This is a genomic window from Serratia sp. CoH_134_PS_4, from assembly GCF_058190535.1.
The window spans coordinates 38,663-59,689 of record NZ_JBXWKI010000001.1; the positions used below are offsets into that span (position 1 = coordinate 38,663).

At 54.8% G+C, this 21,027-nt stretch carries 23 protein-coding genes; 4 read left to right on the plus strand and 19 right to left on the minus strand.

Going from position 1 to position 21,027, the window contains the following annotated elements:
* The first annotated feature begins 52 nt into the window (after window positions 1-52).
* The gene (gene flgK, locus AC2FCQ_RS00220) at window positions 53-1,699 is read left to right on the plus strand and encodes a flagellar hook-associated protein FlgK (RefSeq protein ID WP_209635566.1); all 1,647 of its coding nucleotides are present in this window, start codon (window positions 53-55) and stop codon (window positions 1,697-1,699) included.
* 56 nt (window positions 1,700-1,755) lie between these two features.
* Complete coding sequence (flgL, locus tag AC2FCQ_RS00225; RefSeq protein ID WP_209635564.1) at window positions 1,756-2,715, plus strand: flagellar hook-associated protein FlgL; 960 nt, start codon at window positions 1,756-1,758, stop codon at window positions 2,713-2,715.
* Window positions 2,716-3,146: 431 nt separating this feature from the next.
* Here the strand turns inward: flgL and sra are convergent, their stop codons facing one another.
* From sra to fliF, 14 genes are all read right to left on the minus strand, one after another.
* Entirely contained in the window at window positions 3,147-3,278 is a 132-nt protein-coding gene (gene sra / locus AC2FCQ_RS00230; protein WP_265553871.1) for a stationary-phase-induced ribosome-associated protein, read from the minus strand.
* Between the two features lie 379 nt (window positions 3,279-3,657).
* Entirely contained in the window at window positions 3,658-4,440 is a 783-nt protein-coding gene (fliR, locus tag AC2FCQ_RS00235; protein WP_209635560.1) for a flagellar biosynthetic protein FliR, read from the minus strand.
* Window positions 4,441-4,442: 2 nt separating this feature from the next.
* Entirely contained in the window at window positions 4,443-4,712 is a 270-nt protein-coding gene (gene fliQ / locus AC2FCQ_RS00240; protein ID WP_037419012.1) for a flagellar biosynthesis protein FliQ, read from the minus strand.
* 33 nt (window positions 4,713-4,745) lie between these two features.
* On the minus strand, window positions 4,746-5,522 hold the full coding sequence (fliP, locus tag AC2FCQ_RS00245; RefSeq protein ID WP_245209862.1) for a flagellar type III secretion system pore protein FliP: 777 nt from the start codon (window positions 5,520-5,522) through the stop codon (window positions 4,746-4,748).
* Entirely contained in the window at window positions 5,519-5,923 is a 405-nt protein-coding gene (fliO, locus tag AC2FCQ_RS00250; RefSeq protein WP_490308141.1) for a flagellar biosynthetic protein FliO, read from the minus strand. The genes fliP and fliO overlap by 4 nt, the downstream gene beginning before the upstream one ends.
* Window positions 5,923-6,336 carry a flagellar motor switch protein FliN gene (gene fliN / locus AC2FCQ_RS00255; RefSeq protein WP_037419017.1) on the minus strand — a complete coding sequence of 138 codons (414 nt, stop codon included), beginning with the start codon at window positions 6,334-6,336 and terminating at the stop codon, window positions 5,923-5,925. The genes fliO and fliN overlap by 1 nt, the downstream gene beginning before the upstream one ends.
* Window positions 6,333-7,334, minus strand: coding sequence for a flagellar motor switch protein FliM (fliM, locus tag AC2FCQ_RS00260; protein ID WP_037419020.1), 1,002 nt, complete (start codon window positions 7,332-7,334; stop codon window positions 6,333-6,335). The genes fliN and fliM overlap by 4 nt, the downstream gene beginning before the upstream one ends.
* A 5-nt stretch (window positions 7,335-7,339) precedes the next feature.
* Window positions 7,340-7,822 (minus strand): flagellar basal body-associated protein FliL, encoded by a 483-nt coding sequence (fliL, locus tag AC2FCQ_RS00265; protein WP_209635555.1) that lies wholly within the window; start codon window positions 7,820-7,822, stop codon window positions 7,340-7,342.
* A gap of 306 nt (window positions 7,823-8,128) precedes the next feature.
* Window positions 8,129-9,346 (minus strand): flagellar hook-length control protein FliK, encoded by a 1,218-nt coding sequence (locus tag AC2FCQ_RS00270; protein ID WP_490308142.1) that lies wholly within the window; start codon window positions 9,344-9,346, stop codon window positions 8,129-8,131.
* Window positions 9,343-9,789 (minus strand): flagellar export protein FliJ, encoded by a 447-nt coding sequence (gene fliJ / locus AC2FCQ_RS00275; protein ID WP_490308143.1) that lies wholly within the window; start codon window positions 9,787-9,789, stop codon window positions 9,343-9,345. The genes AC2FCQ_RS00270 and fliJ overlap by 4 nt, the downstream gene beginning before the upstream one ends.
* Window positions 9,790-9,811: 22 nt before the next feature.
* The gene (gene fliI, locus AC2FCQ_RS00280; RefSeq protein ID WP_209635550.1) at window positions 9,812-11,173 is read right to left on the minus strand and encodes a flagellar protein export ATPase FliI; all 1,362 of its coding nucleotides are present in this window, start codon (window positions 11,171-11,173) and stop codon (window positions 9,812-9,814) included.
* Window positions 11,173-11,871 (minus strand): flagellar assembly protein FliH, encoded by a 699-nt coding sequence (gene fliH, locus AC2FCQ_RS00285; RefSeq protein WP_490308144.1) that lies wholly within the window; start codon window positions 11,869-11,871, stop codon window positions 11,173-11,175. The genes fliI and fliH overlap by 1 nt, the downstream gene beginning before the upstream one ends.
* Window positions 11,864-12,856 carry a flagellar motor switch protein FliG gene (fliG, locus tag AC2FCQ_RS00290; protein WP_037419039.1) on the minus strand — a complete coding sequence of 331 codons (993 nt, stop codon included), beginning with the start codon at window positions 12,854-12,856 and terminating at the stop codon, window positions 11,864-11,866. Before fliG ends, fliH begins: the two co-directional genes overlap by 8 nt.
* On the minus strand, window positions 12,853-14,544 hold the full coding sequence (fliF, locus tag AC2FCQ_RS00295; protein ID WP_209635547.1) for a flagellar basal-body MS-ring/collar protein FliF: 1,692 nt from the start codon (window positions 14,542-14,544) through the stop codon (window positions 12,853-12,855). Before fliF ends, fliG begins: the two co-directional genes overlap by 4 nt.
* A 484-nt stretch (window positions 14,545-15,028) precedes the next feature.
* Here fliF and fliE point away from each other — a divergent pair, with 484 nt between their 5' ends.
* A complete protein-coding gene (fliE, locus tag AC2FCQ_RS00300; protein ID WP_490308230.1) occupies window positions 15,029-15,343 on the plus strand; it encodes a flagellar hook-basal body complex protein FliE in 315 nt (104 codons plus the stop codon).
* A gap of 45 nt (window positions 15,344-15,388) precedes the next feature.
* Here the strand turns inward: fliE and AC2FCQ_RS00305 are convergent, their stop codons facing one another.
* Window positions 15,389-15,988, minus strand: coding sequence for an NAD(P)H-dependent oxidoreductase (locus AC2FCQ_RS00305; RefSeq protein ID WP_209635542.1), 600 nt, complete (start codon window positions 15,986-15,988; stop codon window positions 15,389-15,391).
* Between the two features lie 145 nt (window positions 15,989-16,133).
* Here AC2FCQ_RS00305 and AC2FCQ_RS00310 point away from each other — a divergent pair, with 145 nt between their 5' ends.
* Entirely contained in the window at window positions 16,134-17,048 is a 915-nt protein-coding gene (locus AC2FCQ_RS00310) for a LysR family transcriptional regulator (RefSeq protein WP_490308145.1), read from the plus strand.
* Window positions 17,049-17,599: 551 nt separating this feature from the next.
* Here the strand turns inward: AC2FCQ_RS00310 and AC2FCQ_RS00315 are convergent.
* From AC2FCQ_RS00315 to fliD, 4 genes are all read right to left on the minus strand, one after another.
* Entirely contained in the window at window positions 17,600-18,466 is an 867-nt protein-coding gene (locus tag AC2FCQ_RS00315) for a helix-turn-helix transcriptional regulator (RefSeq protein WP_209635538.1), read from the minus strand.
* Between the two features lie 311 nt (window positions 18,467-18,777).
* Entirely contained in the window at window positions 18,778-19,146 is a 369-nt protein-coding gene (fliT, locus tag AC2FCQ_RS00320) for a flagella biosynthesis regulatory protein FliT (RefSeq protein WP_209635536.1), read from the minus strand.
* Window positions 19,146-19,556: a flagellar export chaperone FliS gene (fliS, locus tag AC2FCQ_RS00325; protein WP_037419056.1), complete on the minus strand. Its 411-nt coding sequence runs from the start codon at window positions 19,554-19,556 to the stop codon at window positions 19,146-19,148. Before fliS ends, fliT begins: the two co-directional genes overlap by 1 nt.
* Window positions 19,557-19,583: 27 nt before the next feature.
* Entirely contained in the window at window positions 19,584-20,981 is a 1,398-nt protein-coding gene (fliD, locus tag AC2FCQ_RS00330) for a flagellar filament capping protein FliD (RefSeq protein ID WP_490308146.1), read from the minus strand.
* Between the last annotated feature and the right edge of the window lie 46 nt (window positions 20,982-21,027).

Consider the following 21,027-nt stretch of genomic DNA (forward strand, 5'->3'; position numbering starts at 1 on the left):
GCAGCTTAATAAAACCCTGTGGGCCACCGGCACCGCAGCAAAAGGAATTCTTATGTCCAATAGCTTAATCAATACCGCGATGAGCGGGCTGAATGCGGCTCAGGTGGCGCTCAGTACCGTCAGCAACAACATTTCCAACTACAACGTGGCCGGCTATAACCGCCAGACCGCCATTCTGGCGCAGAACGGCGGCTTAAGTACCATGAGCGGTTTTATCGGTAATGGCGTAACCGTTACCAGCGTCAATCGCGAATACAACCAGTTCATTACCAACCAACTGCGTAGCGCACAGGGCAATGCCGAAGCGCAGGGTGCCTACTACGAGAAAATCTCTCAGATAGATAACCTGCTGGCGAGCAAAACCAACTCGTTGTCGACCAACATGCAGGATTTCTTCACTAACCTGCAAAACCTGGTGAGCAATTCTGGCGATGACTCTGCGCGTCAGACCGTGCTGGGCAAAGCCAACGGTTTGGTTAACCAGTTCAATAACACCGACAAATACCTGCGTGATATGGACAGCGGCGTCAACCAGCAGATCAGCGACAACGCACAACAGATCAACAGTTACAGCCAGCAGATTGCCCGCCTGAACGACGAGATCACTCGCCTGCGCGGCAGCGGCGGCGAGCCGAATGCGTTGTTGGATCAGCGCGATCAACTGGTGACGGATCTGAATAAAGTGGTTGGTGTCCAGGTGACCCAACAGGATGGTGATGCCTATACGGTTTCATTCGCTAACGGCCTGACGCTGGTGCAAGGCAGCACCACTTACCAGGTGTCGGCAGTCCCTTCCAGCAGCGATCCTGCACGATTGACCCTGGGCTATGACCGCGGCCACGGTGCCAGTGAAGTGCCTGAGGGCCAGATCAATAGCGGCAGTTTGAGCGGCGTGTTCAAGTTCCGCAGCGAAACGCTGGACGGCGCACGTAACCAACTGGGGCAAATTGCACTGGCGTTGGCAGATAACTTTAATCAGCAGCACCGCGCAGGTTTCGATCTGAACGGCGACGCTGGTACCGACTTCTTCAGCTTTGGTGGAGGCCGTGTGGTGGATAACACCCGCAATACGGGTGACGCCTCACTGTCGGTTTCTTATACCGATACCAGTAAAGTGAAAGCCAACGACTACCGCGTTGAGTTCGACGGCAGCAACTGGCAGGTGAGCCGCCTGCCGGACAACGTTAAGGTGAACGCTACAGCGGGCACGGGTGCCGACGGTAAGCCTACCTTGAGTTTTGATGGCCTGCAGGTCAGCATCGACGGTAGCGCCAAAGCCAAAGACAGCTTTACCGTGAAGCCGGTCAGTGACGTGGCGGGTAGCCTGAAAGTCGCCATCAGCGACACGTCGAAAATTGCTGCTGCCGGCAAGGATGACAGCGGTCGCGGCGACAATGAAAACGCCAAAAAACTGATCGATCTGCAAACCCAAAAGCTGGTGGACGGCAAAGCCACGTTTAGCGGTGCCTACGCCAGCATGGTCAGCAGCATCGGCAACCAGACCGCCGCCGCCAAGGTGGCGACGACCTCGCAGGGCAACATTGTCACGCAGCTGGCCAAGCAACAGCAGTCGATCTCCGGCGTTAACCTGGATGAAGAGTACGGTGAGCTATTGCGTTTCCAGCAATATTACATGGCTAATGCGAAGGTGGTTGAAACTGCCAGCTCGCTGTTTGACACCCTGTTGAGTATCCGTTGATTTAATTGCCGACCGGCCTTGATGGTGCCGGTCGCTCACAGTGAGGAACCTACAGCATGCGCATGAGCACCAGCATGATGTACCAACAAAACATGTCCGGTATCACCGGCAACCAGTCGTTGTTTATGAAGGCTGCCGAGCAGCTGGCGACGGGCAAACGGGTGATCAACCCCTCTGACGATCCGCTGGCGGCATCGCAGGCGGTGATGTTGTCGCAGTCACAGGCCGAGAACAACCAGTATACGCTCGCGCGCACCTTTGCCCGGCAGAGCGTTTCGATGGAAGAAAACGTGTTGGCCGGTGCAACGTCCACCATTGCCGACATCAAAACGTTGATCGTCAACGCGGGTGGCACCAAAAGTGATAACGACCGCGACTCGTTGGCAACGCAGTTACAGGGGTTGAAAGATCAACTGCTCAATCTGGCTAACAGCACCGACGGCAATGGCCGCTACATGTTTGGCGGTTACGTGAACGATAAGCCACCCTTTGTCGATGAAGGTGGAACCGTAAGCTATAAAGGCGGTGACAAGGCGGTCGAACAGAAGGTGGACGCCAACCGTACTATGACCATCGGCCATACCGGTGATGGGGTGTTTATGGCGCTGACCAGCAACCCGAAACCTGAGCCGGACGGCAGTGCCCCGGTTGCCAACGTGTTTGAGAGCATCGACATTGCCCTGAAGGCGCTGAAAACGCCGCAGCAGGATGCGGACGACGCCACCAAGCAGCAGGTGACTGATGCCTTGGCCAAGGCGAGTCGCGGCATGGATAACTCCTACAACAAGGTGCTCAGCGTGCGCGCCGAATTGGGGAGCCAACTGCAGGAAATGGATCAGTTGGACAGCATTGGCAAAGAGCGCGACATGACCAACCAGGTGCAAATGAGTGCGCTGACGGATGCGGATCTGGCCGAATCGATCTCTGCTTACTTTATGCAACAGGCCGCGTTGCAGGCGTCATACAAGACCTTCGGCGATATGCAGGGTATGTCGCTGTTCCAGATGAACCGCTAATTCCCGCCGTCTTTCAAGCCGCAGCGTGGTTGCCTGCACGACAAGGCCCATTCACGGGCCTTGTTTCTGGCTGCAGCCTGAAATCGATAGGCATAGCGATGATAAATCGCCTTTAGTGAGGGCGCAGCAGGCAGCGCGCGCTCAGAATGAACGGCAATAATAAACACCCGTTGTGAAGCCATAGCGGGTAACCCTTTGGGTGTGCTTAGAAGACTCTATCTCTGTAGAGAATTCTTGAAACCGGGCGCACTTGTTTGGCACGTCACTCTTTCCCCCACTAAGGTTTGAGTGACGTGCCTTTTTTTCGACAGACACAAAAAATAGATGTGTCATATCCGCCTTATTTAACGCCGTGAAACGCCGAGGTATTTATTGCGGACTGAGGAATAATTATAGATGTTATATATCTATATTTAATGATAACGGCAGCGTTATTTTTTCTTTTTAACCATTTTCCATTTTTCGTCTTTTTCCGACGGGCAGAGGGCAATCTGAATCCGGTTGGTTGCCCAGTGCGTCAGGCCCAAGGTTCTTCGTGCTCTTCGGTTGGTTTTTGCTTTCATGTCTATGCTCCTGAGAATAGAGGTAAAAACGCCGCAGATAATAAATATGCCTGACCCGCCGGCTGACCCCGGTGAGTGGCTGTTTTATCCTTGCGGAGATGGAATGTGTTTTATATTTCTACTTCCCTATGCGTTCTTTTTTAATCGCGCTCCTGTATTTTATTCTGTGAAAATTAATGGATGGTAGGGTGGTTTTCTACTGATGGCTTTATATTTAACAAGGCCATTCTAAGGGGGGTATTTTATTATTCAAGGCAATAAGATTAATTGAAGCCAAATAGTGTTTATCTGTTTTTTTCAACTTTTTATAGCGAGAAAGGGGGTTTACTGCCAGTTTGTTCGGAGAGGGCGGCCGCTAAGCCGCACGGGTTGGCTAACATTAAGGCGTCATGTTGCCGATGACGCTGGCCAGACGATCGAAGAATTCGCCGAAAAGGTGCTCACAGAACGGTGCCAGCATCGGCATCATCATACCTATGGTCATGATACCTATCGTCATGGTGACCGGGAAACCGATAACAAACACCGACAGCTGAGGGGTCATGCGATTGAGCAGGCCCAGCGCCAGGTTCAGCGTGAGTAACAGGCATATCAGCGGTAACGCCAACATCATGCCGTTGATAAAGATCAGCGAGCCTGCTTGGGTGAGCGCCAGAAAACCATTGCCATTCAAGGGTTCCGCCTGGATAGGCAGGGTATGGAAACTGTCCACCAACAGTGAAATCAGCCACAGGTGGCCGTTGAAGCTGAGGAACAGCAGCATGGCCAGCAAATTGAGTAGCCGTGCCAATACCGGCGTATTCGGCCCGCCACTGGGGTCAAAGAAGGTGGCGAATGACAAGCCCATCTGCATGCCGATCACTTCGCCAGCCAAGCGTATCGCCGCAAAGGCAAATTGCATCGTCAGGCCCAGCGCCACACCGATCAGTATTTGCTGAGCCGCCAGCCACAACCCGGCTGCGGAAAAAATGGGGACAGTACTGATTGGCAATCCGGGCGCAATCAGTATCACGATCAGCCCGCCGAGGCCAATTTTCACCTTCTTGCTGATTTGCTTTTCGCTGAAGACCGGAGCAGTACTGATGAGCGCCAGAATGCGTAGCAATGGCCAGAAGTATTGACTCAGCCAGACGCCGAACTGCGCGCTATCAAATGTGAGCATGATTAACCAATCAGATTTGGCAGATTAGTGAACAGCGTACGCATGTAATCCAGCAGCAGGTTCAACATCCATGGCCCGGCGATCACGATGGTGGCGACCACCGCCAGAATTTTTGGAATGAACGACAGCGTCATTTCGTTGATCTGGGTGGCGGCCTGCAGCAGGCTGACCACCAGGCCGCTGACCAGCGCGGCGAGCAGCATGGGGGCTGCCAGCGCCAGCGCCACTTTCATCGCTTCGGTGCCCAGTGCCATGACCGATTCGGGTGTCATTATGCTTCCTTCAGAGGTGGCGTGAGCGCCGGGTTACGAGTAAAAACTCTGCGCCAGTGAGCCGAGCAGTAACTGCCAACCATCTACCAGTACGAACAACATCAGTTTGAACGGTAGCGAGATGGTCGCCGGCGGTACCATCATCATCCCCAACGCCATCAAAACGCTGGCGACCACCAGGTCGATAATCAGGAAAGGAATAAACACGGTGAAACCAATCTGGAACGCCGTTTTTAGCTCGCTGGTGACGTAGGCAGGCAACAGAATGCGCATAGGCACCGCTTCCGGCCCCGCCAGCGGGGGTTGGTTAGCGAGTTTGGCGTACAGCGCCAGATCGGTTTCACGCGTTTGGCGCAGCATAAACTCGCGTAGTGGCTGCGCGCCTTTATCCAACGCCACATCCAGGCTGATTTTATCCTGGCTAAACGGCAGATAAGCGTCCTGATAAACCTTGTCGAACACCGGTGACATGATGAAAAAGGTCAGGAAAAGTGCCAGTCCAAGCATCACCTGGTTCGGCGGCGCTGACGGGGTACCCAGCGCATTGCGTAACAGCCCAAGGACAATGATGATGCGGGTGAAACTGGTCATCATCAGCAACATGGCGGGCAGGAAACTGAGCGACGTCAGCAACACCAGTGTTTGCACTGGCAATGACCAACTTTGGCCGCCGTTAGCCAACGGTTGGCTGATCAGCCCAGGCAGCTGTGCGAAAGCCGCCGGGCTGACTAACAGCAAGGCCGCGGTGATACCGCAAAGGCATTGCTTGCCCCGCGCAAATGAGGCGATATAAGGAACGAGGAATTTCATGCCGATTTTTCCGGGCGTTTCAGAACTTTTTGCATCAGTTGGCGAAAATCCGCCGGCGGCACCGTGTCGGCTACCGTGCTGTCTTTCGGTGGTGCGGGCAGGGTATGTAACGGCGTGATTTGCTGTGCAGTGACGCCGAGCACCAATAAGGTGTTATCCACCTCGATCACCACTACGCGCTCACGTTGTCCCACCTGACAACTGGCACGCAGGTTAAGCAGTTTGCTGTTGCGTGCCTGTGGGGCAAATCCCAGACGACGGAAAAGCCAACCTGCCAGCAGGATCAAGAGCAGGATACCGCCAAGCGCGGTGCTGACTTGCGTCAGCACCGAACCGGCCGGCAGCGCCGGCGCGGAGGATTGCAAAGTGCCTGCGTTAGGCGTGGTCGTGCTTGGATTCATCAGCGGCTCAGGCGGCGCATGCGCTCGGAAGGGGTGATGATGTCGGTAATGCGCACGCCAAACTTGTCGGCCACCACCACGACTTCGCCTTGGGCGATCAGATAACCGTTGATCATGATGTCCAGCGGTTCACCCGCCAGCCCGTCCAACGCCACGACAGATCCCTGCGACAGACGCAGCAGTTCCTTGATGGTCATTTTGGTACGGCCCAGTTCGACGGTTAATTTGACCGGGATGTCCAGGATCAGATCGATATCTTGCAGGCTGCCGCTTGCATCTTGCGGTTCCAGCGATTTGAACACGGCGTCACTTGCAGACGTTTTTTCAGTAGCTTGCTGTTCGTTAAACGCATCAGCCCACAGATCGTCCACGGATTCCTTTCCTTCGCCAGACGGTTGCTTAGGATCACTCATTTGGGCTGTTCCTCACTCAGAGCATTCAAAATAGGGTTAATCAAATGTTCAACACGCAGGGCATATTGCCCGTTTAACGTGCCGTATTGGCTGGTCAGAACGGGTACGCCGTCCACGTGGGCAATCAGGCGATCCGGCTTATCAATCGGTAATACGTCCCCTGGCTGCAACTTCAGGATCTTTGACAGCCGCATTGGGATATCGACGAAGTTGGCAATCAGTTCCAGCTCGGAATGTTGCACCTGCTTCACTAAGGTTTCACGCCAATGGCTGTCTTCCTGCCGTGAGTTTTCCAACGGCGGGTTGGTCAGCAGCTCGCGTAACGGCTCAATCATCGCAAACGGAATACAGATATTGAATTCACCGCTCAGCGCACCGATCTCCACCTGGAACGGCGTAGTCACCACAATGTCGTTCGGTGAGGTGGTGATATTGGTGAATTTCACCTGCATTTCTGCGCGCACGTATTCCACATTGATCTTGTAAATCGCGCTCCAGGCATCGCCGTAGGCGTCCAGCGCCAGGCGTAACATGCGTTTAATCACCCGCTGCTCAGTGGGGGTAAACTCACGGCCTTCCACTTTCGTTGGAAAGCGGCCGTCGCCGCCGAACAGGTTATCGACGGCGATAAATACCAGGCTCGGTGCGAACACGAATAACGCGGTGCCACGCAGCGGATTCAGGTGCACCAGGTTGAGGTTGGTTGGCACCGGCAGATTACGGGCAAATTCGTGATACGGCTGGATCTTGATCGGGCCGACGGTAATGTCCGGGCTACGACGCAGCAGGTTGAACAATCCCATGCGGAACTGCCGGGCAAAACGTTCATTGATGATTTCCAGCGCGTGCAGACGCTCGCGTACCACGCGGCGCTGGGTGGTCGGATCGTACGGCTTGACCTCGCTCTCGTTGCTGGTGACGGCTTCGGGTTCATCACCCGCGCTGTCTCCATTGAGCAAGGCGTCGATCTCTGCCTGTGAAAGAATGCTGTCGCCCATAGTGATTACCGCAATATGAAGGCAGTGAACAGCACATCGCTGACCACCTGCTTCGGTTGTCCCTTAACCAGCGGTGGGCTAAGCACGTCCTTAATTTGCGCCACCAGTTGCTGCTTCCCTTGTTCGCTACTCAGTTGACCCGCTTCCTGACGTGACAGCAGCATCAGCAGACGGCTGCGCACTTCCGGCAGGAAATCGTTCAATTGGCGGCGGGTGTTTTCGTCCGGCAAGCGTAATGTCAGGCCGATATACAACACGCGATCCGGGTTGTTATCGGGCGTCATCAGATTGACGGTGAAGGTGTCCAGCGGCATGAATACCGGTGCGGCCGGCGGTTGTGGTTTGGCGGCAGGTTGCGCGCCGCTCTGATGTTGCTTGAGCTGCCACCAGCTGTAACCGGCCGCGCCGCTGGCGATGACGGCGATCAACACCAGCAGAATGACCAGAAGGGAGCGTTTAGGGGCTGCCGGTAGGGTATTTTGAGACATAGCTAAATCAAATTCCTGTTGTTATACCCGTCGTCTTTCAAGCTGCAACCTAAGATCTCGCGGGTATATAGCGCGTGTAAAAGCCGCACGCATGACATAATTTATCCAAAATAATTGGAGTTGCGTCGCGACGGCCTGGTTGTCAGTCCCCAAGCGCATAGATAACTATGTGACCGGGGTGCGCAAACGCAGCCAACAATGATGCAGCTTCAACTATGACGGGTAGCGGTATTATCGCGTCTATTCCGGCGTGCAATAGCCAGAATAGACAGAGAAAAGCGTGCCAGCTTGGACGTTTGCGGTGGCTCAGGCGAAAATATCAACGCCGCTGACGGCGCGGGCCATCGCCTGCAATTCCAGCGGCGCGCTGAGAGCCTCACCGGTCAGATTGCTGTCACCGTGGCGATCGCGGTAATCCGGTCGGCCCTGCTGCTCAGCGTTTTGTTGCTGTGCCTGTTGCCACTGGGGTGTGGATTCCCCCCCGACGCTGCTTTGCCCCAGATTGATGCCGCTCTCTGCCAATGCATGACGCAGTTGCGGCATGGCGGCTTCGACGGCGGCACGTACCTGACCTTGTGCGGAGGCAATGTGCAGGTGGGCCTGATTGTCATCCAGCTTGAGGGTGATTTGCAGCGCCCCCAGTTCTTGCGGATGCAACCGCAGCTCGGCACTTTGCTGGCCGTTGCGATGGAACATCAGGACCTGTTGGTTCAATGCCTGCTGCCATTCTGGGCTGCCAAGTTGGGCGTTCAACTGGGGGGTTGGCGGCGCAGTGACCAGCGAGGTCGCGGGTGCCGATGCGGCTATCGGGCTGGACACCGGTGGAGCCATGTGAGGATTAACCGCTGCCTGAGGTTGCGCGTCCGCGCTGAATTTCAACGCGGCGGTATCCATCTTGTCGTGCGTTGCGGCTGTCTGTTGCGGGCTGTCCGCGCGGCTTTCAACGTTGAGCGGATCTTTGGCCAGCGTTGCCGGGGTTTTCTGTACGTCGGCTATCGGGCTGCCCTTGGCGTCTGGTTGTTTACCCAGTGCGGCGGTCAGCAGGGCGGCAGGTTGAGTGGCATCCTGATCACCTTCAACGGTAAGTTTGGCGGTGCCTGGTACAGAAGGGGGAGTGGCGATGGGCAGCATCGCGAACAGGGCTTGCAGTGTGGCTGCGTCGATCTCACCGGCAGGCCGCAGAGCAACGTCTTGAGGCTGCTGATCTGAGGGCAGCTCTTCGTCGGCGTCGCTGGCTAACGGCTGATTACCACGTAATAACGAGGGCGTAATAAGCCCATCGCGCTCGCCGAAGGCGGCCAGAAGCTGCGTCAGTTGGTTGTGGCTGAGCGGGCTTGATTCACCTTCTGCGTCCAGTGCCGTCGGTGACAGTTTTCCTGCGGACTTGTCGGCAGGTAGCACGCGTGCACCGAGCAGTTGGGCAAAGGCGGAGGAGAGCGCTGACTCGTCCAGCGGCGCCTGTGCGTCCGGCAGTAAGCCGGTCTCGCTCTGAGCCGATATGCCTGGCAAAGCGTTGAGATTCATTGTTGTAGATTCCTTTGTGCACTGCGTTGAGCGAACTCATCCATCAGTTTTTGATCCCGTTTGTTCTCCAACTGCTGCTCCGCGCTCTGGGCACGGGAGTGCAGGGTTTCGAAGGCATTCAGCCGCTGCTGCTTGTCTTGCCAGTGCTTCATGGCGTGGTCGACCTTCTGCCCCCACTGCATCAGCTGTTGGCGATGTTGGGTAATGGCCTGTTCCAGCGTGCCGATAAACTGCTGGTAGTTCTGCCAATTTGACGACTCCATGCCGCCACTCAGTTGGTTATTCAGCTTCTGGCGGTACTCATCCTGATAATTGAGCAACATGGAAAGCTGCTGCTCAGCGGCTTGTTGTGCCTTGCGTACCTGACCCAATTGCTGCGTTGCCTGTTCCACCGCATCCTGAGCCAGATCGCGCAGGGTAATGAGGGGTGACTGTGGTTTCATCGGATTTGCGCCTTTAGTGACGTTAAACGATCAACTGTTGTAGCTGTTGGCAGGCGTCGTCGTAACCGCTGCGCTCGAAAATACCCTGTTGCAGATAGGCCTCCATCTGCGGATACAGCGTCATGGCTTTGTCCAGCAGTGGATCGCTGCCGGCGACGTAGGCACCGACGCTTATAAGGTCACGGTTACGTTGATAGCTGGCCAGCATCTGTTTGAAGTTGCGTACCCGGCGGTAATGCTCGTCGTCAATCAGTGACGTCATGGCGCGGCTGATCGACGCTTCGATGTCGATAGCCGGGTAGTGACCGGCTTCGGCAAGCCGTCGCGATAGCACGACGTGACCGTCGAGAATGGCGCGCGCCGAGTCGGCAATCGGATCCTGCTGGTCATCGCCTTCCGTCAGGACGGTATAAAAGGCGGTAATGGAACCACCGCCGCTGATGCCATTACCGGCACGTTCTACCAGCGCCGGCAGTTTGGCAAAGACGGAAGGTGGGTAGCCTTTGGTTGCCGGGGGTTCGCCAATAGCCAGGGCGATCTCACGCTGCGCCATGGCATAACGGGTTAGCGAATCCATAATCAGCAGCACGTGTTGACCACGATCGCGGAAGTCCTCGGCGATACGGGTGGCGTAGGCGGCCCCTTGCATACGCAGTAAGGGGGAAACGTCTGCCGGTGCGGCAATGACCACCGAACGTGCCCGGCCTTCAGGGCCAAGGATGTTCTCGATAAAGTCTTTGACCTCGCGGCCGCGTTCACCGATGAGGCCGACGACAATCACATCGGCCTGGGTATAACGCGCCATCATGCCCAGCAGGACGCTTTTCCCCACGCCAGAACCGGCAAACAGGCCCATACGCTGCCCGCGCCCGACGGTCAGCAGGCCATTGATGGTGCGTACGCCGACGTCCAGCACCTGTTCGATCGGCGTGCGTTGCAGTGGGTTGAACGGGGCCGTGATCAAAGGTGCACGGTAGCCGGTTTCCGGTGCAGGCAGGCCGTCGAGCGGTTTGGCACTGCCGTCGAGCACGCGTCCCAGCAATGCCGGGCCAAGTGGCAATTGCTTGCCGGCACTTTGCCCTTCGGGCGAGATGCGGGCGTAAACCCGGGCGCCGGGGACAATGCCTTCCACTTCTTCCAGAGGCATCAGAAACAGCCGCTGACCGTTAAAACCGACCACTTCGCTTTCCACTTCCTGCACTTCACTGGCGTCGTGACGTTCGATCAGGCAGGTGGCGCCAATCGGCAATTGTAGCCCGGTGGCTTCGAGCACCAGCCCGGTGGCGCGTGTCAGACGGCCATAGCGGCGTACCGTCGGGGTGTGGGCAATGCGTTTTTCCAGCTGGTCCAGGGACGTCAGCCAGCGACCGAGGCGCAGGGTCATTACACGTCCCCCGGCGCGGCAAGGCGGCAGAGTTCGTGCCAGCGTGTTGCCAGGCTGGCGTCGAGATCGCCTTCATCGGCACTGACCTTGCAGCCTCCCGGGTGCAATTGGCCATCCGCCAGCAACCGCCAGCCGTGCAGGCTGAGGGTTGCACCTAATTGCTGCTCTATCCGCTGATAGTCATCCGGATGAACGCGCAGCTGCGGTTTGCCGCTGAACATAGGCTCTTGTTGGATCAACTGCTGGATTTGGGCCAGCAGAGCGGTTCCGTCACACACCGGGGGCTGGCCGAGCACTTGCTTGGCGGCGGTTAAGGCGAGTTGCATAAGGCGCGAGGCTATTACGCTGTCGAGCGCATCCAGCGTGTGCTGGAATTCGATCACCAACTGTTGCCAGTGGGCAGTCAGAGGCTGTTGCTGCTGTTGCGCCTCCAGCAAGCCCTGCTGGCGACCGTCCTCCATGCCGGCCTGAAATCCTGCGTCGTAGCCCTTTTGCTGACCGTCCGCATAGCCCAGCTGCTGGCCCTGTTGCTCGGCCTGCAGGCGCAACTGGGCCAATTGCTGCTCCTGGACGACAGTGTCGTCCACCGGGATGCCGTAAGTCTCTGCCACCGGCAGAGGGGCAATCTCTGGCTTGGGTTCGGTCAGATCGTTAAGCGACCATGGCTGCCAGGGCAGGGTGTTGATGCGATCAGACATAGGTGTCCTCGCCACCGCCGATAATCATTTCGCCGGTTTCTGCCAAACGACGGACCACCAACAGGATGGCTTTCTGTTCGTTCTCTACCTGCGACATACGTACCGGGCCACGGTTGGCCAGGTCGTCGCGCAGAATGTCGGCGGCGCGTTGCGACATGTTCTTGAGGAACTTCTCGCGCAGCGGCTGTTCCGCACCTTTGAGCGCGACCAGCAAGGATTCGCCTTCCACTTCCTGCAACAGGCGTTGGATGCTGCGATCGTCGACTTCCACCAGATTTTCGAACAGGAACATCTCGTCGATGATTTTCTGCGCCAGTTCGCCATCGTACTCGCGCATGGCGTCGATAACGGCTTCTTCCTGCTGCGTTTTCATCAGGTTGATGATCTCGGCTGCGGTGCGCACCCCACCCATTTTGCTGCGCTTGAGGTTTTGGCCATCGAGCAGGTTGTTCAGAACTTCGGTCAGTTCTGCCAGCGCGGCCGGTTGCACGCCGCCGAAGGTCGCGATACGCAACATCACGTCGTTGCGCAGGCGTTCGTCGAACAGCGCCAGAATATCTGCCGCCTGACCCCGTTTCAGGTGGACCAAAATGGTCGCGATGATTTGTGGATGCTCGTCGCGGATCAGATCGGCGGCGCTCATCGGCTCCATAAAGTTCAGTGTTTCCATGCCGGTGGTGGTTTCGCGCGATTCGAGAATATCCTCCAACAGGCTAGAGGCACGTTCTTCGCCCAATGCCTTGACCAACACAGAACGCAGATAGTCGCTCGCGTTGACGCTCAGCGCTGCATATTGTTCGGCGTCGTCTTCAAACTCGCGCAGTATTTCGTGCAGCTGTTTGTGGGACACCTGGCTCATGCTGGCCATGGTGCCACTCAACTGCTGGACTTCACGCGAGGAGAGGTGTTTAAACACCTCGGCAGCGCGATCTTCACCTAGCGTCATCAGCAGGATGGCGCTTTTTTCGGTTCCGGTCAGACTCATAGTTCATTACTCATCCATTGGCGGATTACCAGAGCGACCACACGCGGGTCTTTATCAGCCAGATCGCGGATCCGCTGGCTCTGGACTTCTGCACTGACGCGCTGCTGCGATTTACGGTGCTGCGCCAGCTCCTCATTACTCGGTTTAGTGCTGTCGGCCGGTTTAGCCATTGGCGCATTGGCAGCGGCGAGCGCGGCTTTTTGCACGGCCTGACGGTTTTGCAGTTGCGGGCGTACCAGCTTGCGCCAGAGTAGCCAAGCGACCAGCAGGACCAGCAGATAACGACCTGCGTCGAACAGACGATCGATAAAGGCCTGGCTTTGCCAGAACGGCAACTCGGCACCCGTGACGTCGTTATCAGTAAACGGTGCGTTGACCACATTAAGGGTATCGCCACGGGCGCTGGAGAAGCCCATGGATTCACGTACCAGGGATTCAATCTGTGCCAACTGCTCTTTGCTCATCGGCAATGGCTTGCCGCTTTTATCCGTGCCGCTGTAGTTGACCACCACCGCAACCGACAACCGCTGTACTGTCCCGGCTTTTTGCTGGGTATGGCGAATGGTGCGATCGACCTCGTAGTTGGTGGTTTCATCGTGACGGCTGTTCTGCGGCCCAGTGCTGCGCGGCGCGGTAGAGGCGGCGGCAGTATTGGCCGTGTTGGTGTTATTGCCTGCGGCAGCCGGTTTGGCGGTTTCGATCGGCGCGGTAGCAGGGGTGCTAGGCTGATTTGACAACGCACCCGGTACACCGCCGACCTGTGGCCCACCAATTTGATCGCTTTGGCTCATTTGCTTTGAGCGCACGGCAGCTTTGTTCGGCTGCTGGTTGGGTTGATATTCTTCGTCGGTTTGCTCGCGGGTCGCAAAATCGATCTGTGCAGTGACCTGAGCACGCACGTTGGCGCTGCCGACCATCGGTGCCAAAATGGCTTCTATCCGGCGTTGGTAGCGGCTTTCCACTTCGTTGGCGTATTTCAGCTGTGCTGCGTTCAGATCGCGACCTGCGCCGTCAGACTGGGTAAGCAGCCGACCTGATTGATCGACCACCGTAACGTTGCCTGGCGGCAAACCGGCCACGCTGCTTGAGATCATATAAACGATGGCGTTGATCTGGCCGTCATCCAATGCGCGACCGGGTTGGAGCGTCAGTGTCACCGAGGCAGATGGGGATTTTTGCTCGCGAACGAACAGGGAAGGCTTTGGCAGTGCCAGATGCACCCGGGCGTTTTGTACCGGCCCCAGTGATTCGATGGTGCGTGACAGTTCACCTTCCAGCGCACGCTGGTAGTTGATTTGCTCACTGAATTGACTGATGCCGAATTTTTCCTGATCCAGCAGTTCGAAGCCGACGGCTCCCCCTTTAGGCAGGCCCAATTGCGCCAAGCGTAAACGGGTTTCATGCACTTTCTCTGCGGGGATCAGCAGCGCCGCACCGTTCTCGGCGAAGCGGTAAGGGATATTCATCTGCGTGAGTTGAGTCACGATGGCCCCGCCGTCGCGATCGTTAATGTTGCTGTACAGAACGCGGTAGTCTGGGCTTTTCACCCATAACAGCAGCGCAACCACAATGGCGATGGCAGCGGAAGCGGCGATCAGCAGTGGGATTTTTGGGTTGGCGCGCAGACGATTCCACATGGCTTGCAGGCCATTATCGCGGCTTTCGGTGGCGGTAATTGAAGCACTCATTTTAGCCAGTGTCCTTCAATGACGCTCAGGATCCGGTGCAGGCCACGGCGTAGCTCCCTGCCAGGCTGATGAACGATGTGGTTAGCGTTGTGTGACAAAACAGACTCCCTGATACACATATAAATATACCCTATGCCTTTCAAGTTACAGCTAGGCTGCCGGCTCGCTCATTCCCTGGTGTTGTAGGGGCGCAGCATGCTGCACCTGAGTTAATCGGGGCGAATTCATTTGCCCTCTACAGCAGCCATTGAGGTGAGCGCGTGCAGATAACAACGCTGCAACTTGAAAGACGACGGATATAGCGGCGCTCCCATTTCTGGGCATGCCATTATTTCCTCTTGAGGGGAATTTCGATGGCCCGATAAGCCGGGTTTTTTGCAGTTAATTAACGGCTTTAGGATAAAAACGCTGTGATAGGGTGTGGATCATCAAAGTAGTGCCTGATGAAACAACGTCCGGCAACAACGTTTTTATTGAGGTCAGAATGGCAATTCAGGGCATTGAAGGGGTATTGCAGCAACTGCAGGCCACGGCGATTCAGGCGGGGACCATGGGGCAAAGTGCGCCGGTACAGGGCGTCAACTTTGCCAGCGAACTGAAAGCCGCGATCGGCAAGATCAGTGATACCCAGCAGGCCGCACGCAAACAGGCGCAGGATTTTGAAGTGGGCGTGCCAGGCATAAGCTTAAATGACGTCATGGTTGATTTGCAAAAATCCTCAGTCTCACTGCAGATGGGCGTACAGGTGCGTAATAAGCTGGTTTCCGCCTACCAGGAAGTGATGAATATGGCGGTGTGATGAGCATGGCCTCGTGTTTGAGGCCATGTTTGTTGGAAATGACGATCAGGAAAGTAACGCAGCAAGTTGATGGTGGGCACTTTCCATACCCCGATCTCGTCCATGTGGTTTCATATCCAGGCCTTCCGCATAAACGAATTCCACTTCACTGATGCCCATCAAGCCTAAAACGGAACGCAGGTAGGGGGTGACCGCATCGGTTTCGTTACCCACATGTATGCCGCCGCGCGAACTGATCACCAGGGCACGCACGTCTTCAACCAGACCGACCGGATAAGTCGACGTGTAGTTGAACGTGACGCGGGCACGTGCCACCAAATCAAACCAGTTCTTTAAATGTGTCGGCACGTTAAGGTTGTACATCGGCGCACCAATCACCACCAGATCGCTGGCTTTAAGCTCGGCAATTAATTGATCCGAGAGTGCCACCACCTCTTTGGCCCGCGGGCTGGGGGACTCGCTGCCACGTAATGCGCCAAACAATTCGGCGTCCAGCACGGGTAAGTCGAGCGAAACCAAGTCGCGTATTACGACGTTATCCTGAAGCCCCTTGGTGTTGCGTTCGGTCAAAAAGGCGTCGATCAATGTATTCGTGTGGGATTGATCGCCCATGATGCTGGATTTGAGTACCAAGATATTGTTCATGATCTTTTCCTGATGAGTGTCTGCATAAGCCCCAATGCGTCAGTTGGCCCCTTGGGGTGTTCGAGATAACGCATGTTAACATTGCTGAATATTCACCAGTGGTGATAGTGTTTCACATCATTGATTCCAAAAAGGAAGCAATACGGTGAGAACAGAACTAAACGGCATCCCGGTATTTGTCGCCGTCGCGGAGGCGGGCAGCTTCGCCAACGCGGCTGAAAAATTGCATCTGACACGCTCTGCCATCAGTAAAATTATCTCTCGGTTGGAGGCGCGTCTGGGGGTCATGCTTTTCCTGCGCACGACGCGCAGTCAAAGTCTGACGGATGAGGGGGTGTTGTTCTATGAGCATTGTCGACAGGCACTGGCGACGATCAACAATGCCGAGGCTTTGCTCGATAGCGGCAAAGTGCAAGCCAGCGGCAGATTACGTGTGTCAATGCCCGTGCTGTTCGGCCATTTGTGCATTGCGCCGATACTGACGGAGCTGGCGATACAGCATCCGCAATTGACGCTGGAACTCTCCTTTAGCGATCGCACAGTGGACTTGATCGACGAAGGGTTTGATCTGGCTATTCGTATTGGCGCCTTGCCTGACAGCAGTCGCCTGATAGGTCGGCAGTTAGGCCACCACGGCATGACATTTTGTGCGTCACCGGCCTATTTACAGCGCTATGGCGAACCGCAGTCGTTACAAGCACTGAGCCAACATCAGGCGGTAGGGTATTTACGTGCCGGCAGTGTCCAGAAATGGCAACTCAGGGACGGCAACAACAGCCTGCAAGAAATCAGGCCGCAGGCAAGAATCGTGATGGATGATATGCAAGCTATTGCCAATGCTGCGGTAAGCGGTGCCGGCGTGGTTTGGCTACCGTATTGGCTTGCTCGTGAGCACCTTGCTGAAGGTCGCCTGGTGGCGATAATGCGCCGCTTTGGCAGCGTAGATTTCCCCGTTAGTGCCGTTTGGCCCCATGCCGCTTACCAACCGTTAAAAGTCAGGCTGGCGGTGGACCAATTAGTTGCGCAACTTCCTGCCCGATTGGCCCTTGTTGCGCCTTGAACACCGAATGACTGTGCTTTAGTGATGTCATTTTGAATAATCAGTGACTTGATCATGGCGATAATGGCAACGCAACGAACATCAATCGCCGGAGTAGAAGGGGAGAAAATACGATGTAACGCAAATTGCCATGTTTATCGCTGCATTATAATTCCAGGGTGTAAAGACCTTTCAATTACCAGGTAATATAATGAGCGGTAAAAGTGAACGCAGATGGCGGTTGTTAAGTATTTTAATACTTATCGTTTTAACTGTATTAATAAGCATTTTAATTAAACAAAGTTAAAACAATTGGGGCCACGTTTGTGGCCTTACTGTTTTATTTTCCCGCCAACATTCGCATGGCTTCTTCTTCATACAGTAAGCCAAACAACCACATGCCGAGCAGTAATACAACCAAGGAAAACAGCAGCTTTTCGTTGAGCATGGTTTATTCACTTCTGACCGTTTTAATGCTGCGTTGATGCTATCCCACCTGGTCGTTTTGTGCCAATCCTGTTTACAAAAACAACGACTTCATTGTCCAATGATTTAATTTACGCGTGTGGCCATCACTCCTGCGCTTGCATCATGCTGAAGTGATCGGGGCGAGGCGTGCTGGGTTCCATTGCGCGCTGGTGCCCGCGGATTGCCGTGGGAGCAAAACCGAAACGCTTGCGAAAACGCTCTGCGAACCGTGACGAGCTTTCATAACCCACATGTTGTGCAATGACGGATATGGGCCAATCTGTAGATTGCAGAAGCGCCAATGCACTACTCATACGCACGTCGATCATCAGATTGCGCAACGACGTATTCTCTGCTGACAACTTGCGACGCAACATCACTTCACTCATCGACAATGTTTCCGCTACCTCGGCCGCCGTCCAGATATTATGGGGATCGGTTGCCAGGCAACGACGCACGCGCTGGGTTAAATTCCTAATCTCGTTATGCATAAAGTGGACGTTGAATTGTTTTAACCAGAGCAGGATTTCTAACATTTTGTGGCGAATGATAACCGTTGGGAAACGATGCTTAAGAGCCAGTGCAAGGCTGGTGGTCTCGAAACTGTGCATCAAGGCACAGGGCAGGTTGCGTAACGCCAGCACCGCATCGAAGGGGGTTGAGGGGGCGGTTTCGACGGTGGCTGATGGTGTGGTGAACAACAGGGGATCGCAGGTCAGCAACTGGCAACTGAAAACCCCATCTTTTGAGGGGCCGTTAATTATATCTACGGTTTGGCCTCCGTCGATGATCAACAATTCGCCCGCATGAGCGATGATTTCTCGTTGTTGCCAACGTATACGCTTGTGGCCTTGTTGTACCAGATACAGATGTGGTTGCTCAAAATAAACTGAAGGGAATAATAATTCAGTATGCTGAATGATGTGTGCCGATGCACCAATTCCAGGACAAATATTAATTGTACGTTCCATCGATATTCATTTCGCAGCCATTATCTGTGAATATCTTTACGCTTTGATGGGCGTTGGAGCAACTTTTTTCCATATGTTGTGAAGTACAACGACGTGTTTTATCTATCAAAAATAAATTTCCTGCTGAACAGAAAACGTCCGTGTTGGAGTGATGCTTATCCGTGAAAGTGAGAGCAAGGCTCAAATTGTGCATTTTTACTAATTACCCATTATCTGAATAATTCAAATGCCATGGATTAATATCCTGACTTAACCGGGGAATAATAGTACATGCTGCTCCTTATCCCAACGTCGCCGTTATTGTTACGATTTCACCTGATTTGTGGCTCTCCTAGCAGCAGAGCGCGATCGTGAAACTGACCGTAGGTGTTGTTGACCACGTTTTGGCGCGTTGATTGGCCGATTAATTCTTTCAATTGGTCCATGCGTTGCTGCAGCAAACGTTTCAACTCGGTTTCGTTGTCCAGGATTTGCTGCAGTTTATGATGCAGCAGCTCCTGCAGTGCCATCGACGGGCCAGCCTGACCGGTAAAGGCGGCGGTTTTTTCTACCGCCGTCACATAGGCCAGTTCCTGCTCAACCAGTTCTTCCCACCGGCCGGTTTGTGCCAGCACAATCATATGGCTACTCAGGGTAAAAATTTGCTGATAGGCGGCTAACAACTGCTGTTGACGTTCCATTACACGGCGTCCTGAGAAGGGTGATAATTAGGGCCAATCTGGCGCCAGGCGTCAGCAATATTTTCCAACAATTTGACCACTTCGGTGATCGCCGCTTCGTCGTTGTGCAGGTTGGCCTGCATCAAGCGCCGCTTCATATAGTCATACAGTGCCGCCAGATTATCGGCCATTTCACCGCCTTGCTGGTGGTCAAGCCCGCCTTTCAGGCCGTTATCAATAATATTGATGGCCTTTGACAGTGCCTGACCCTTGCCGGCGATATCCCCCTGGTTCATCAGTATCCGTGCGCGTAATAGGGCGCTAAGCGCCCCATCGAAAAGCATCACGATTAACTGATGCGGGCTGGCGCTCATCACGCCGCTTTCCAAACTGACCTGCGCATAGGCCTGAGTGCCGCTACGGTTATACATGCTTTTTTTTACCTGGTTAAAAAGTGGTTATTTAAATTGTTGATTCAAATAGTTACTGGTGCCATTCATTTTGGACATCATGGTGTCCAGTTGTACGAATTGTTGTTTATAACGATCTATGGTGTTTTGAATGCTGGCGGTGACCGTAGTTATCTGGCTGTTCAGGCGGTCGAGGTTGGTATTGATGCTTTTGGTCGAGTTTTCGATGATACCGCCGGACTTGATATAACTCTGGATCTCGTTATGGATCTCGGTGGCCATACCCGTGTCCTTGCCGTTCCCGACGAAGAAGTTGGTGACCTGATCGGGTTTATCATCCAGCGCTTTTTTCAGCTTGGTGCTGTCGATTTCCAATTTGCCGGTTTTGGTATTTGTTGAGATCCCCAGATTGCCCAGGCCTTTCAGCTCGGGGTTATCCTGTGCGGCGCTGAGAGCGCTTTTAATCGATGACTGAATACCGCGCAGCGTGTTGTCCCCTAACAGGGGGCCGTTGCTGGCATTCTGCGCCTCGCCGGTTTTGACCGGGGTATATTTGGTCAGCGAGTTAAAGGTATCCAGCAGCGAGTTATAGCCGTCGACCCACTCTTTGATCTTGTCGGTGGTGCCGGCGGTATTGGTGCTGATCACCAGGTTTTGCGGCTCGGCGTCTTTGGTTTTTGTCTTCAGATCGATGGTTACGCCCTGCAGGGCATCGTTGATCGAGTTGGTGCTGCGCTTAATGGCGGTACCGTTCACCACCAGCTCGGCATCCTGCGCTTTCACCGTTTCTTTCATCGGGCTGGTGCTGCGTTTGGAGTCGTAATTCAGGATATCACCCAGTTGGTCATCATTATTGACCTGAATGGAGACCCTGTTGTTCTCGCCAGTGGTGGAAGAACTGATCGCCAACTGATACTGATTGTCGCCCACGCGCATGATACTTGCGGTGACGCCAGCCTTGGCACCATTGATGGCGTCACGCATTTCCACCAGCGAGGTTTGATCGTCGCTCAGAGGGATCTTGGTTTCTTTTGGCGGGTTGCCGGCGGTGATACTGATGGAGCGATCGGTTGCACCCTCTGCACCCAGCTTGGTGGTCTGATCGCCGATCGCGGCCTGCGTTGTTAGGGTTTGAGCCTGCGCCAGCTTGGTGACTTCCACCACATAGTTGCCTGGGACCGCCTTGGCGTTAGTGGTGATCTTGAATGCATCGTGTTCGCTGGCGGTAGTGCTTTTAAAGAAATCTTCTTTCGCCAGTTCTTTGCTCAAGTTGTCAAACTTTTCCAACGAGCTTTTCAGCGTCCCGTAGGCGGTGATTTGAGAGTTGTAGCTCGACTGCTTGGTCGTATAAGGGGTCAGACGCTGCTGTTCCGCTTTGGTCAGCTTATCCAGTAAACCGTTGAGGTCAAGCCCTGAGCCGAGGCCTAATGAACTGATCGATGCCATTGGTAATTCTCCTTGATAATGACTTTATTCGCTTTACGCGTTATCG

Excerpts from the sequence above, each read along its gene's own strand:
- fliT (WP_209635536.1), bottom strand. The coding sequence starts at position 19,146 with ATGGAACGTCAACAGCAGTTGTTAGCCGCCTATCAGCAAATTTTTACC.
- fliM (WP_037419020.1), bottom strand. The coding sequence starts at position 7,334 with ATGGGCGACAGCATTCTTTCACAGGCAGAGATCGACGCCTTGCTCAAT.
- AC2FCQ_RS00270 (WP_490308142.1), bottom strand. The coding sequence starts at position 9,346 with ATGAATCTCAACGCTTTGCCAGGCATATCGGCTCAGAGCGAGACCGGC.
- fliH (WP_490308144.1), bottom strand. The coding sequence starts at position 11,871 with ATGTCTGATCGCATCAACACCCTGCCCTGGCAGCCATGGTCGCTTAAC.
- fliL (WP_209635555.1), bottom strand. The coding sequence starts at position 7,822 with ATGTCTCAAAATACCCTACCGGCAGCCCCTAAACGCTCCCTTCTGGTC.
- sra (WP_265553871.1), bottom strand. The coding sequence starts at position 3,278 with ATGAAAGCAAAAACCAACCGAAGAGCACGAAGAACCTTGGGCCTGACG.
- fliP (WP_245209862.1), bottom strand. The coding sequence starts at position 5,522 with ATGAAATTCCTCGTTCCTTATATCGCCTCATTTGCGCGGGGCAAGCAA.
- flgK (WP_209635566.1), top strand. The coding sequence starts at position 53 with ATGTCCAATAGCTTAATCAATACCGCGATGAGCGGGCTGAATGCGGCT.
- fliN (WP_037419017.1), bottom strand. The coding sequence starts at position 6,336 with ATGAGTGATCCTAAGCAACCGTCTGGCGAAGGAAAGGAATCCGTGGAC.
- fliS (WP_037419056.1), bottom strand. The coding sequence starts at position 19,556 with ATGTATAACCGTAGCGGCACTCAGGCCTATGCGCAGGTCAGTTTGGAA.
- fliO (WP_490308141.1), bottom strand. The coding sequence starts at position 5,923 with ATGAATCCAAGCACGACCACGCCTAACGCAGGCACTTTGCAATCCTCC.
- fliI (WP_209635550.1), bottom strand. The coding sequence starts at position 11,173 with ATGACCCTGCGCCTCGGTCGCTGGCTGACGTCCCTGGACCAGCTGGAA.
- fliD (WP_490308146.1), bottom strand. The coding sequence starts at position 20,981 with ATGGCATCGATCAGTTCATTAGGCCTCGGCTCAGGGCTTGACCTCAAC.
- AC2FCQ_RS00315 (WP_209635538.1), bottom strand. The coding sequence starts at position 18,466 with ATGGAACGTACAATTAATATTTGTCCTGGAATTGGTGCATCGGCACAC.
- AC2FCQ_RS00305 (WP_209635542.1), bottom strand. The coding sequence starts at position 15,988 with ATGAACAATATCTTGGTACTCAAATCCAGCATCATGGGCGATCAATCC.
- fliF (WP_209635547.1), bottom strand. The coding sequence starts at position 14,544 with ATGAGTGCTTCAATTACCGCCACCGAAAGCCGCGATAATGGCCTGCAA.
- fliG (WP_037419039.1), bottom strand. The coding sequence starts at position 12,856 with ATGAGTCTGACCGGAACCGAAAAAAGCGCCATCCTGCTGATGACGCTA.
- fliE (WP_490308230.1), top strand. The coding sequence starts at position 15,029 with ATGGCAATTCAGGGCATTGAAGGGGTATTGCAGCAACTGCAGGCCACG.
- fliQ (WP_037419012.1), bottom strand. The coding sequence starts at position 4,712 with ATGACACCCGAATCGGTCATGGCACTGGGCACCGAAGCGATGAAAGTG.
- flgL (WP_209635564.1), top strand. The coding sequence starts at position 1,756 with ATGCGCATGAGCACCAGCATGATGTACCAACAAAACATGTCCGGTATC.
- fliR (WP_209635560.1), bottom strand. The coding sequence starts at position 4,440 with ATGCTCACATTTGATAGCGCGCAGTTCGGCGTCTGGCTGAGTCAATAC.
- fliJ (WP_490308143.1), bottom strand. The coding sequence starts at position 9,789 with ATGAAACCACAGTCACCCCTCATTACCCTGCGCGATCTGGCTCAGGAT.